The sequence below is a fragment of the Actinoallomurus purpureus genome, assembly GCF_024055795.1.
GTDB lineage: Bacteria > Actinomycetota > Actinomycetes > Streptosporangiales > Streptosporangiaceae > Actinoallomurus > Actinoallomurus purpureus.
Genome location: NZ_JAMXMY010000013.1, coordinates 88,686 through 101,719, shown reverse-complemented (window position 1 = coordinate 101,719; position 13,034 = coordinate 88,686). Strand labels below are relative to the sequence as shown.

8 protein-coding genes are annotated in these 13,034 nt (G+C 71.1%); 2 read left to right on the top strand and 6 right to left on the bottom strand.

Features of this window, described 5'->3' with window-relative positions; all coding sequences use genetic code 11:
- Positions 1–25: 25 nt before the first annotated feature.
- The 3 genes from lanKC (NE236_RS24060) to NE236_RS24050 form a co-directional block, all read right to left on the bottom strand.
- Positions 26–2,623, bottom strand: coding sequence for a class III lanthionine synthetase LanKC (gene lanKC, locus NE236_RS24060; RefSeq protein ID WP_252844370.1), 2,598 nt, complete (start codon positions 2,621–2,623; stop codon positions 26–28).
- 185 nt (positions 2,624–2,808) lie between these two features.
- Positions 2,809–5,376, bottom strand: a complete 2,568-nt coding sequence (gene lanKC / locus NE236_RS24055; RefSeq protein ID WP_252844369.1) for a class III lanthionine synthetase LanKC — start codon at positions 5,374–5,376, stop codon at positions 2,809–2,811.
- A gap of 283 nt (positions 5,377–5,659) precedes the next feature.
- Positions 5,660–7,150 (bottom strand): carboxylesterase/lipase family protein, encoded by a 1,491-nt coding sequence (locus tag NE236_RS24050; RefSeq protein ID WP_252844368.1) that lies wholly within the window; start codon positions 7,148–7,150, stop codon positions 5,660–5,662.
- Between the two features lie 275 nt (positions 7,151–7,425).
- On the opposite strand from NE236_RS24050, the gene NE236_RS44610 reads away from it, so the two are divergent.
- Positions 7,426–8,460 carry a helix-turn-helix transcriptional regulator gene (locus tag NE236_RS44610; RefSeq protein WP_252844367.1) on the top strand — a complete coding sequence of 345 codons (1,035 nt, stop codon included), beginning with the start codon at positions 7,426–7,428 and terminating at the stop codon, positions 8,458–8,460.
- Positions 8,461–8,513: 53 nt separating this feature from the next.
- On the opposite strand, the gene NE236_RS24040 is transcribed toward NE236_RS44610, so the two are convergent.
- From NE236_RS24040 to NE236_RS24030, 3 genes are read right to left on the bottom strand one after another with little or no spacing between them, the layout of a single operon-like run.
- Entirely contained in the window at positions 8,514–9,914 is a 1,401-nt protein-coding gene (locus tag NE236_RS24040; RefSeq protein ID WP_252844366.1) for a purine-cytosine permease family protein, read from the bottom strand.
- Between the two features lie 30 nt (positions 9,915–9,944).
- A complete protein-coding gene (locus NE236_RS24035; protein ID WP_252844365.1) occupies positions 9,945–10,913 on the bottom strand; it encodes an isopenicillin N synthase family dioxygenase in 969 nt (322 codons plus the stop codon).
- On the bottom strand, positions 10,910–11,371 hold the full coding sequence (locus tag NE236_RS24030; RefSeq protein ID WP_252844364.1) for a nucleoside deaminase: 462 nt from the start codon (positions 11,369–11,371) through the stop codon (positions 10,910–10,912). The genes NE236_RS24035 and NE236_RS24030 overlap by 4 nt, the downstream gene beginning before the upstream one ends.
- Positions 11,372–11,466: 95 nt before the next feature.
- Here NE236_RS24030 and NE236_RS24025 point away from each other — a divergent pair, with 95 nt between their 5' ends.
- Entirely contained in the window at positions 11,467–12,978 is a 1,512-nt protein-coding gene (locus NE236_RS24025) for a helix-turn-helix domain-containing protein (RefSeq protein ID WP_252844363.1), read from the top strand.
- Positions 12,979–13,034: the final 56 nt, after the last annotated feature.

Here is a 13,034-nt window from a genome sequence, read left to right as displayed (position 1 = left end):
GGGCGCCTCGACGTCAGCGGCCGGGTCAACGGGCCGGGCTCGCCGTCAGGGGGGCCGTACCGGCCCAGGCCCGCGGGGCGCCGCCCAGTCCGAGCGCGCCGTGGACGGCGAGGAGCACCCCCGCTGTTCCGGTGCCCAGGTCCATGGACAGCCGATTGAGGTCGCCCGATGGGAAGGCGAGGTGCCTGTGGAAGCGGACCGCGTGCCAGCCGAGGTGACGAAGGTGCGTGTCGACCGCGGGATCGCCGTCGGCGCCGGACAGATGTGCCAGGGCGGCCAGGACTCCCGAACGCCCCTCGAGAAGCCCCGAGGACAGCATCAGATCCGTGCACAGCCCGGCGCGGACGGCATCGAGGACGTGGCGGTAGTGGTCGTCATCCGCCCGGTACGCGAGGTATTCCCGCAGCGCGACCGCGATGCCGGCGCTTCCTCGCGTGAGGCTCAGGCGCCAGTCGGTCCCCTCTCGTACTTGGAGGCATCCGTCGGCCGGGACGCCGCAGTGGGCGATGTCCCTGGCCAACGCGGTCGAGGCGGCGTCGAGATAGCGCACCTGCCCGGTCACCCCGTACAGGCGGGTGAGCAGCAGTGCGACGCCCGACCAGCCGTGCATGAGGCCGGGGCGGGTCACGGTGGCGACGTCGCTCACGTCTCCGTCGATCACGCGAGTCAGCCGGTCGGCGATCCGGACCGCCTCCTCGTCCGGGCCGCCGCCGACGAGCCCGCCGCGGAGGTGCAGCAGGCCGAGGCCGATCCCGGCGAGACCGCCGAACAGGCCGGCCGCGCTCCCGCGGAGGTCGAGGCCGCGCAGACGGCTCAGCGCGTCGAGGGCTTCGTCGTGCTGGCCCAGCTCGGCGAGGACGTACGCGACTCCCGTGAGTCCGTCGCAGAGCCCCGCGCGCGGCGTGTCGATGCGCCTGTTCGCGCGGATCAGCCAGTCGACGTGTTCCTCGAAGCCGGGATAGCCGGTGCGTGCCGTGGCGTGCAGCGCGTAGAGGACACCCGCGGCGCCGTAGGCGAGGGTGGCTCCCTGCCCCTCGAACTGGCGGGGATCTCCGGGGAAGAGCCGGTCCTCGCGCCCCGGCGTCGCACTGCAGACGATCGCGTCTCGCATCGCGTCCAGTACCGTCGGCCACGCCGGGTCGTCCCGGGTGGCCGGCCAGGACGGGGCGGGGAGATGCCCTGGCCCGGCGCAGTCGCGGTGCCGGGACGCGGGCCGCACGCGAGCCTCGAACTTCGGAGGCGGGGCGAGACGTGGCCGCAATCGGCGTCCGAAGCCTTCCGGCACGGGGAACAGCTCCTCGACGGCGTCCACCAGGATTCCGATCTTGGCCGGATCGAACCGGATGAGCTGGGTGATGGGGAGGAACAGGGCCAGGCGCAGGCATTGCAGAGCGTAGTCGTCGGGACCGAATCCGGACCGTGCCCACGAGGCGGCGAAGCCCGCGGTGGCCAGGCCCGACGCGGGGTCATCCGAGAGCTCGTGCGCCGTCTCGAAGTCGACCAGGCACACCCGGCCGTCGGGGCGGACGATCACGTTGCCGGGCTGGAGGTCGCCGAAGACGATCCCCCTTTCGTGCAGGCCGGCCAGGGCCGACTCGACGCGATCCAGGATGGTCAGCGCCCAGCACGCGTACTCGGCCCGGCTCGCCGTGGTGTGACCTGGGCGGCGCAGCGGGTGCCGCCGGGCGACGGCGTCCAGCAGGCTCTCGCCCTCGACGAACTCTTCCACGAGGAAGTGGTGTTCCCAGTGCACGCGGTGAGCGAGGACCTTGGGGACCACGTCGACGTCCTGCAGCCGTTGCAGGATGGCCCGCGCGCGGAGCAGGCGGGTGACCGCGTCGTCGCCCGCGTCGTCCAGCCCGGCGTGCGGCCGAGCCTCACGAAGCACCACGGTACGGCCGGATTCCGGTTGCGTCGCGCGGTAGACGCCGCCGGCGTTCGACAGGCGCAGGGCCTTCTCGACCCGGTAGGGGAACGGCTCCGCTTTCCCGCGCCTCGCCTCGATCCTCGTCCCGATGAAATGGGGAACCGGTGCCCAGGGCGGCAGCCGGAACGTGGGTCCGCGAAGGTCGGGCGTCAGGCGTCCGGCCGGGTCCCGGATGGCGGGCACGTGCTCGCCCTCGGCGGAAAAGCAGGTCCGGGGTCTGAACGCGCCATACCGGACGTACAGCGGCCCGGCGTCCCACCGCAGGTCGCTCAGCACGTACGGCCCCTCGGTGCCGGCGAGCAGCTCGGAAAGGTCGTTCAGCGTCCGTTCGAGGAGGTGTTCGGGCGGGTAGACGGTGATCAGCTTTCCGCTGGACGCGCGTGCGGCCACCTTGCTGTTGGCGATCTCCATGATCTGCCTGCTGCGCAGAAACTTCAGGCTCAAATCGTGCTCGAAGCAGTAGCCGCAGACCGTGTCGATCACTTTGGCCGCGTCGGTCGTGGTGGCCGAGACGTGAATCTTCCATCCCTGGTCCGGCAGGGTCGTACCCCGCTTGGCCAGTTGCACCCAGCCGCCGCTTTCCACCCGCGTCCATCCGGCCCGCATGGGTGGCTGGAATCTGGTCCCGCCGTCGTCGACGTTCTCCACGGCGTCGGCGAACAACGGGTCCGCCGCCAGAAACAGTTCGGCCAGCATTTCCCCTCCGAAGGCGATTGGCCGGTGCCGGCCGGCCGCGGTGAAAGGACCGGCCGGCACCGGGGACGCTTCCGACGCCTGGCGTCAGAAGGCCGTGTTGCTCGACGTCCAGCTCACGCAGTTCGACGGCACGGAGACGGTGTCCTCCTGCATCTCCTGCAGGGCAAGGATCTGCTCCACGGTTCTCACCTCCCTCCCTCCGTGGTGTCGGTTGTGGCCGTCCGCGAATCGAGGTGGGGAAGGACCCCCGTACGTTCCCCGAACGCGGCGTTGATGGCGAGCAGAACGCCCGCGGATCCGGTCGCCAGATCCATGGCCAACCGGCGCATGCGGAAACCGGGAAAGACCAGGTGCCCACGGCGCCGCCGGGCGTGCCAGGCGAGCCGGCGGACCTGGTCCCTGATGGCCGGGCCGTCCTCGGCGAAGCCGAGCTCGGCCAGCGTCGCGATCATGCCGGCGCGGCCGCGGAGCAGTCCCGCGTTATGGACGCAGGCCGGTTGGCACGCGCGTCTGATGCCCTCGAGCGCCGCTTGCAGGTCGGGGGCCGGACGGTGCCGGAGCTGGTTCCGCAGGACGAAGGCCAGGCCGTTGCTCCCGCCGTGCAGGTACGTCAGGTAGCGGCTGCCGTCGAACAGGTGCACCGTGCCATCGGGACGGGTCACGCACCGGTCGAGGTCGTGCCGCAGGGCCATGTCGGCCAGGTCCAGATAGCGGGGCTCGCCGGTATGCGCGTGCAGGTGCTGAAAGAGCAGGGCCGGCCCGGTCGGGCCGTGCAGCAGGCCGAACGGCTCCGGCCCGCCGGGGGTCGCCGGGAGCCCATCCCGGACGCGTTCGGCAAGGTCGTCGCCGAGGCGTACGGCGCGTGCCCGCATCTCCTCGTCGCCGGTCACCCGGGCGAAGTGGAGAAGGTTCAGCGCGATGCCCGCCAGGCCGCCGCCCAGATCCGCCGAGCGCGCCGTCTCATCCAGCGGCCGGGAACGCTCGATCACGGTGAGTGCCGTCTCGCGGTGACCGAGGTGGTCGAGGACGAACGCCACGCCGTGTAGCCCGTCGTAGAGGCCCGGCACGGGAGCGGGATCGTCGAGGGCCGCCTTCGCCAGCCACTCGACGTACTCCTCCGGAATCTCGGCACCCGCCTGGCCGAGGGCGTAGAGAACCCCTGCCGCCCCGTACCCGAGCGGGTAGCCGCCGATCGTCGTGGGAGTCGTCGGCGTCCCCGGGAACAGCCGGTCCCGCCGATGCGGGCTCGCGACCGCATGGATGCCGCGCACGAGAGAGTCCCGGATCTCCGGCCAGTTCGCCTCTGGCCGGTCCAGCGCGTCCCCGGCGGAGTCGGGGTCGGAGCACCCCAGCACGTGCACCAGGTTCGCGCCGAAATCGGGCGGCACCGGGTAATGCCGGGTGACGGCCTCGGACAGCGTCCGCACCTTGGCCCGCTCGTGGTACGGCAGTGGGAGGAACAGCCACAGCCGCAGCCTGTTGAGCAGATGTTCGTGCGCCGCGGCTCCACGGACACCTGCGGGGACGCAGAACTGCGGGTCGTCGGCCGCCGGAGCACGGTCATCGTCGAGCGATGTCGCCGATTCGAGATCGACCAGTGCGACGCGCCCGTCCGGACGGATCACGACGTTCTCGGGATCGAGCTCGCCCAGCCGGATCCCGCGACCGAGCAGTCCGTCCACCGCGTCCCGCAGCTCGTCCAGGACGTCCATCGCCCATTTCGTGTACGTGGCGACGTCGCCGGACTCGCGTACGGCCTCTTGGTGAGTGAGCAACGGCAGGCCGGCGAGCACCGAAAGGTTCAGCGACACGCCTTCGACGAACTCCTCGATCAGGAACCGGTGTTCGCCGAAGGTGCGGTAGTCGAGCAGTTCCGGCACGCATTCCAGGCCCGCGGCCCGCTCCAGCGCCGCGCGATGCCGGTCGAGCCGGGTCACCGCGTCCTCGCCGTGCTCGTCGAGACCCGCGTGCGGCCGGGCCTCACGCAGGACGACCCGCACGCCGGTCAGGCGATCCGCGCCCACGTACGTGCCGCCCGCGTTGGTGATCGCCAGGGCGCGCTCGATGCGGTACGGGAGCCCGCCTTGGACGGTTTCGCGCATCGCTCGCAGATCCGCGTCCAGCACCTCCGGGACGGAGATCCAGTCGGGTGGACGGAACACCGGAGCGCTGTCCTCCACGACCAACCGGCCGTCCGGGCGGCGAAGTCTGCTCACCGGTTCGCCGTGCTCGTCGGTTTCGGTGGCCGGGGCGAATGAGCCGTATCGGCAATAGAGCGGGCCGGAGCCGTGCCGCAGCGCGCCCAGCACATAGGGGCCCGGCTGTCCTTTCAAAAGGGCGTCCAGGTCGAGCAGCGCGGTCGTGAACCGCGCTTCGTCCGCCGGGAAAAGCGTCATCAGCCGGCCGCTTCGCCGGCGGTCGGCGCGCTTGGCGTTCAGCGCGCGGGCCGCCCGGCGGCTGCGGATGCCCTCGAATCCGATCGAGTGATTCAGGCAGTACCCGCCCACGATCTCGACCGTGCGCTCGACCAGATGCTCGGCGACCGAAACATGAATCATCCACCCCTGTTCGGGCCCTGCCTCCGCGGATGGATTCAGGCGAACCCACCACCCGTTCTCCTCACGCCGCCAGCCCGCGGGCACATCCGCCGAGAAGAAAGAGAGACGGGTGTCCCCATCGGGAATCCTGTCCGAGGCCTCGAAGAAATCCGGATCGGCGGCATAGAACCGGTCGTAGTCGTTGATGCGCTTCACAGAAATCCCCCGCCCTCACCGCGGCGCCTCCCGGCCGCTCCCTGAGAATGACGCAGGAGGCGGGCGCGGAGGTATCCCCCAAACTTCGGGATTGAAATCGTCCGGCGCAGGCACGCCACCGTCCCTGCACCGGTGACCGCCGGACCCGGGCGCGGCGGCTTCCGAGAGGAGTCCGTCATTTCGGCGGTACGGGACCTGAACCGGATGGAGTTGGCCGGAGAATAGGTCTGGACCGCCCCGGCGATCCAGTCTCCAAGATCGCCGGGGCGGTCCACTGCGGCGGTCAAAACATTTTTGCCCAGAAGCCACAGTGGTGCTCGACGTCCGGATCCACTGGCGTGATGCCATCTTTTCCGGGCGCGAACGCCTGCGCGAGTATCGGCCGATCAAGGCTGATTCGCGGCCAGCGTGGTGACTGGCCGGTGTTCGGATCGCCGGTGGCGGCGAACCGGGTCCAGTAGCCGATCATCACGGCGGCCAGTTTGTGCTGTTCCGGGGTCAGACGGTCGACCCCGGCGGGGTCGAATAGGTAGGCCAGGTCTGAGCCGTGGTAGGCGCCCGGCGGCATCCAGTCGGGGAACGGGTAGATGCGCGGGGCGTCGGGGTCGGCGAACTCGTAGCCGAAGACGGGTACGGTTCGCGCGAAGAGGCGCTCATCGGTCAGGGTGGGACAGGCGAATATCCGGTCGGTGAGAACGGTGGCCCAGGCCAGGCTCGGTGAGGGGTACCGGCCCGGCGGGTACTGGGCAGCGACCTTGCCCGCGTTCGTGCCGAACGCCCGGACCACCAGTGCGCCGTACTCGGCGGTGGTGATCGGCCTGGGCAGGGTGAGCACGGCGAGCAGTCGCGCTTCGTCGCGGGTGTGCCCCTCCAGTACGGGCATCCGGTGGAAGCGGCCTACGCGCAGCGCCTGGTCCGGGCTGATCGGCAGAATCGGCGTGTCGTAGGCCGGCCCCCAGGTGGCGTTCTCGGTGGCTTTCAGCAGGTCGGCCGGCTGGATCCGGCGCATGCAGGCGAGCGCGGTGGCCTTGTCCACGCAGCCGAGGCGTTCGGCGAGGGCAGCGCCGCTCTTCTCGGCGTCGGCACGGGGAATCCAGATCGAGGTGGCGGTGGTTCCCTGGGCCGGCCTGAGCGGTGGCGTGCTGGTGGCGCACGCGCCACTTTGGAGGATCGCCCGGTGGAACAGGCCCGCGGACTGGGCTGAGGTCAGGTGCGCGCAGATGCTCAGCGCCCCAGCGGACTGGCCGAAGAGGGTGACGTTGCGCGCGTCGCCGCCGAACGCCGAAGCGTTGTGGCGTACCCAGTCCAGGGCCGCGCGCTGATCCAGCAACCCGAAGGTCGCCGAGGAGCGCAGCCCCGGGTAGCCCCAGAATCCCAGCGCCCCAAGCCGGTAGTTGAGGGTGACCACGACAACGTTCCCGCCGGTGGCAAGTCGCTGTGGTCGGTAGGCACCGCCAGAGCCGGTGGCGAACGATCCGCCGTGCAGCCAGACCATGACCGGCCACGGCCGGTGGGGCCCGGTGGCACGGGGGGTGGTGACGTTGAGGTAGAGGCAGTCCTCACTGCCCGGATCGGCTGGATCTCTCCCGGCGAGCGCGGTCTGCGGGCAGCGCGGGGCGGGCCTGCTCGCGTCTTTGACCTGCGACCAGGGCTGGGGCGGGATCGGTGGTCGCCAGCGCAGCTCGCCCACTGGCGGCGCCGCGTACGGGATGGCGTAGAAGGCGCGGTAACCGTCGGCGAGGACGCCGCGCACCGGTCCGGAGCCGGTCCGCACAAGGGGCTCATCCCCTGGCGTGGTCGCGGTTTCGGCGGGCCTGGCCCCGAAGGCGGCCGCTGATCCGAGCCACCCGCAGACCGCCATGACCAGCAGCCTTCGCGACCGGCGCCTCGACTCCATCACCCTCGCCTCACCCCCGCCTAGCCGGCATGCAACCAGGTACGCTCCGCCAAGTGTGGTCCACCCGACCCGAGCCAGGACACCCTCAAATCTCGGGATGGCCGCCGCGAACTGGGTCGCGGTAAAGGCATCCCCTGCGAGACACTCACCTCGTGGGAGACACTCTGTTCCGACTGGGAGAATCGCTTAGCGCCGGAGCCCGGCCGGGCCTCAGTCCCGACGAGTTAGGCGAGTTCCTGTCCCAGGCCATCGCCTCGGTGGTACCGCACGACTCCTTCAACCTCAGCGGGATGAATCCGGCCACCGGCATCGGCTCCCTCGGCTTCTGGCACCGGGCGGACCCCGCGTTCCGCCTGGCCCAGCGGCATAACCTGTATTTCGGCGAGGACCCGTACAGTCCCGATGAGCTGGCCCGCTTCAGCGTGCCCATCGCCGTGATCAGCCCTTCCGCGCCGGCACCCCTGGCACAGGGGGTTCTCTCAGCGCACGGGGTAGGCAGCGAACTGCGGATGCTACTGCGCGATGGGCGCGGCGTCTGGGGCATGGTCTCGCTGCTACGGGAAGAAGGCGGCAGCCCCTTCGGGGCCGGTGACGAGCGGGCACTGCTGCGACTGGCCCAGCCGCTCATCGCGGTCGTGCGCGGGCACGCGACGGCCATCCCCCCACAGGCGGCCAGGCCCAAGCTGGCGCCGGGGATCATCATGGTGGGCGCCGACCATGCCGTACGGGCGGTCAGCCCACAGGCACGAGCATGGCTGCGCGAACTACGGCTGCCCGCGGCGATCTCCGGCGGCTGGGCCGCCACCGCGATCTCCAGCGAGGTATCACTCGCCGCCCGCAATTCTCACCTTGGCCAGCCACTCCCGGTCGCCTGCATGCCCGCGTCCTACGCCGGGCACTGGACCGCGATCCACGCGCAACCCCTGAACGACGACGGCACCGGCGACGTCGCCGTGGTCATCCAGGCAGCTACGGGCGGACTGTTGCTGCCCGCGTTCACAGCCTGGTACTCCATCACCCCCCGCGAACGCACCATCCTCGAAAAACTCTGCGAGGGAACCGCCCCCAAACAGATCGCCCGCGGCCTCAAAATCTCACCCCATACCGTCAACGACCACCTGAAATCATTGTTCCGCAAAACCAATACCAGCGGACGCGACGAACTCACCGCAGCCATCATGGGATAACCCATAAGCGGATGTACCTACGTGTCACGGCCGTCAGGACGGCCACAGCCTCGTCACGCCTCCCCGGCGCGCCCGGCCTTCGGCCGCCACAGCACGAGGTACACCAGAGCCGAGATCATGAAGCCGACCTCGAACGCGATGTCGCCGACCGATTTGACGTGCTTCGGCACCGGCCCGACGTACTTCTGCTGGTTGGAGAACAGCCACACCGACAGCACCACGCCGGCCACCATCGCGACCGGCCCGGCCCAGTTGCGGTGCCGCCGGTCGAAGAGCAGGCCGTCCACGTCCGTACCGCGCCGCAGATACTGGTCGAGCAGGAACACGGCCAGCCAGGGGCCGATCCAGTACGAGATCACCAGAAGGAACGACTCGTACTTCTGCCCGGCGTCGTGCAGGCCGGACAGCGCGACCACGAAGCCGATCGCGCCGAACACGACGGCGACGATGGCCCGCCGTAGTGCCATCGGCAGCTTGATGCCCAGGGCGACGAAGGACATCGACCCCGAGTAGACGTTCAGCGCGTTGGCCGCGATGCCGCCGAGCGCGATCGCCACCAGTGTGAGGTCGGCGACGGCCGTCGGGAGGTGACCGGTGAAGGCCGAGGTGGGCTGGCCCAGAGCGTCGCCGCCGATCGTGACGGACGCCGCTCCGACGATCTCCAGGACGACACAGGAGACGAACACGCCGAGCCCGGCGTACAGGCCGACGGCCTTACGGCTGCTGTCCGCCGGGAGGTAGCGCGTGTAGTCGGCCGCGTATGGGTTCCAGCCGGCCGCGTACCCGAACGTCGCGCCGACGGTCAGCAGGAAACCGCCCATGCCGCCGCCGTGCCCTGGGGCGCCAGGGTGGGACTTCGCCAGAATGATCACGGAGGTCACGGCGAAGACCACGGCGAGCACCGGCAGGGCGTATTTCTCGAAGGCGTGCACGAGGTTGTGCCCGAAGAAGGCCAGCGCCACCATGGCGACGACGACGATGACCAGGCACAGCGCCTGCGGCCAGCCGGTCAGCGTGTTCAGCGCGAGCGCGCCGCTGACGCTGTTCACGGCGAACCAGCCGATCCCCGCGACGACGGCGTTCAGACCGGCCGGCAGGGCGTTGCCCCAGTGGCCGAAGGAGATCCGGCTCAGCACCATCTGCGGCACCCCGTGCGCGGGTCCGCGCGCCGACAGCACACCGTGGGTCACCGAGCCGAGGACCGTGCCGACGACGATCGCCAGCGCCGCCTGCCAGAAGCTCAGCCCGAACGCGCCCACCGCGAGCACGCCGAGGAACACGGTGGCGAACTCCAAATTCGGCGACGTCCAGGTCCACAGCAGCTGCCGGGGCCTGCCATGGCGCTCGGCGAGCGGGATGAACTCCGCGCCGCCGGGCTCGACCGCCGCGACCTTCTCGCCGTACGTGCCCTCCCGTACGTCCAGGGAGGGAGCGGGCTCCTTGAGCACCGTCATGGGCGTGCCTTTCGATCCAGCGGGGAGCGCTCAGCCCACCGTGATGGCGTTGAGCTTGTCGAGGAGGTAGTCGGAGGCGCGCACCGGCTCGTGGGTCACCCGGCCGATCGGCGGCGCGATGGACTCGATTCGGGCGCCGGGATCGCACTCGTAGAAGTAGATGAGCGAGACGAGTTCCTCGTCCGGGGCGCTGGGATCCGGTGGCAGGACCCGGTGCCGGTTCGACCGCCAGCGGTCACCGGTCCAGCGGGCCAGCAGGTCCCCGATGTTGATGGTGAAGGAGTCCTCGACGTACGGCGCGTTCACCCAGCCGCCGTCGGCGCTGTACACCTGCAGGCCGCCCACGCCGTTCTGCCGGTCGAGGATCGTGACGGTGCCGAAGTCGGTGTGCGGGCCGATGCGGAACTGCCCCGGCTCCGCCGGGCCCACCTGGGACAGCGGCGGATACCGGTTGATGTTCAGCGTGTACGACGGGTGCCCCGTCCTGGCCGTGAAGAAGTCCGGTGCGAGCCCGAGCGCCACCGCGCACAGCCTCAGCAGTTCGTCGGCGAGCGTCCGCATTCGGTCGAGGTAGTCGGTGAGCAGCGGCTCGAACTCAGGCTCCTCGGCAGGCCAGACGTTCGGCAGGAACCACTCGGCGTCGATCTCCGCGTCACCGGTCGGCCGGTCGGCGCCGACCGCGAACGTCTCCTTCAGGTCCGGCGGGGTCGGCGTGCCCTCGGCGTAGCCGTTGGCCTCGACGCCGGGCGGCAGCCAGCCGCGCTCGCCGACCGTGACGGCGTACGGTTCCTTCACCGCGTCGGGGAACGCGAAGAACCGTTTGGCCGCCGCGCGGATCCGTTCGCGCAACGGGGCCGGCACTCCGTGCCCGGTGACCACCAGGAAACCGATCTCCCGCAGGGCGGCGTCGACGCGCGCCGCGACGTCCGCCCGGGCGGCGGCGTCGCCCTCGAACCAGGCGGTGAGGTCGATGACGGGAACGACGCCACTCGTACTCATGAGCTCTCTCCGATGTCCTCGTTCCAGATGTCGGGGTGTTCCTTGATGAAGGCGGTCATCAGCTCGGCGCACTCCGGGTCGTCGAGCACGACGACCTCGACACCGTGCCCGGCCAGCCACTGGTGGTGGCCCTCGAACGTCCGCGCCTCGCCGACGACCACCCGGGATATGCCGAACTGCAGGATCAGCCCGCTGCAGTACCAGCACGGCGACAGCGTCGTGGCCATGGTGGTACCGCGGTACGTGGACTGCCGGCCGGCCGCGCGGAACGCCGCGGTCTCTCCGTGCGTCGACGGGTCGTCGTCCTGCACCCGCCGGTTGTGCCCGCGCCCGAGCAGCCGTCCGTCGGCGCCGAACAGCGCGGCCCCGACCGGGACGCCGCCCTCGGCATACCCGGCGCGCGCCTCCTCCAGCGCGACGCTCAGCATCGCCGCGTCATCGACGACATCACTGGTCATGGGCCCACTATCGCCGGGCGACCCCGGGAAGGGGAATGGACATGACGTCCGTACTATTGGCCTCTGAACTGGACGATCCGTCAGGAGAGGGTGTGATGGCCCTTACGCTCCGGGAGATCCTCGCGTTCGACGTGATGCGCGAGGCCCACCCCGTGGTGCTCGCCGGCGAGACTGCGCTCGACCGCATCGTCCGCTGGGTGCACTCGAGCGAGATCTACGAGATCGGCCCGCTGCTGACCGGCGGCGAACTGCTGCTGACCACCGGTCTCGGCCTGGCGGGCACCGACGCCGGAGCGCGGCGGCACTACCTCCGTGAGATCGCCGAACGCGACGTCGCCGGGGTCGCGCTGGAGCTCGGCCGGACGTTCCCCGAGGCGCCGGGCGAACTCGTGGCCGAGGCCCGCCGGCAGGCACTGCCGTTCATCACCCTGAACGCCGTCGTCCCCTTCAGCCGGATCGCCGAGGTCGCCAACACCCGCATCGTCGACCAGGCGGGCCACCGGCTGCGGCTGGGCGATTCCATCAGCCGCGCGCTCAACGACGTCCTGATCGCGGGCATCGGCGTCCCCGGGCTTCTCGCGGCCGCCGCCGGGGTGGTGGGCGGGCCGTTGATCCTGGTCGCCGACAACGGAGCGCTGGTCGCCGCGCACGGCGTCGCCGGCGACCGCGAGGCGTGGCGGGCCGCGGAGACCCCGCTGGCCGAGGCTCCGGTCACCGTGCTGGGGACGACGTGGGGACGGCTGATCGCCGGGCCGGGCTCTCCACTGCCCGCCGAGGACCTGGCGGTGGCGCTGGAGCGGACCACGGTCGCGCTGGCGCTGGCGATGCTGCGCACCGGCGACCCGCCGCGCGAACCCGACCGGCTGGCCGCCGCCCTCCTCACCGACCTTCTGGAGGGCACCGCCGAAGGCCGGGCCGAGTCGTCGGTACGGGCGGCGCTGGCGGGCTTCCGCCCGGCGGCGGATCACCTGCTCATCGGGCTCGCCGCCGACGCGCTGGAGACCGCGGCCGCGCTGGCCGTCATCGACCGCGCCGCCCGGATCCTGCACACGCCCGCGCTGCGCGGCCGGGTGTCCCGGCTCGTCCTGGGCGTCCTCGCCGTCCCCCGTAGTGTCGGCGACGTCGTGGGTGCGGCGCAGCAGGCGCTCGACGAGGCTCTCCGCCGGCTGAGCGCGCCGCAGGTGCGGATCGCCGTCGGACATCCAGCGACCGAGGTCGGCGAACTCGGCGGTTCGCTGCGCGACGCCCGGGCCGCTCTGGACCTGCGGCCCGGCTCCCGCCTGATCAGCGCGCGCTCCATCGCGCTCGACCTGGAACTCACTCGCCACGGCGGGAGCGGCCACCTCGACCACCTGGTCCGCCACACCATCGGCCCGCTCGTGGAGTGGGACGCCGCGCACCGTACGGACCTGGTGCGCACCCTGGAGACATTCCTGCTGCACGGCTGCAGCGCCACCCGGACGGCGGCAGTGCTCCACCTGCGCCGCCAGTCGTTCTACCAGCGCCTGCAACGCATCGAGGCACTGCTCGGCCACACGGTCACCGATCCCGACGTGCACGCCGCCCTGCTCCTGGCCACCGCCGCCCACCGCGTCACCGGCCGCTGACCCTTCCCGGTACGAAGTGCTCTTCGGGACGCTCGGCAGGTGCCCGCCCGCGTTTC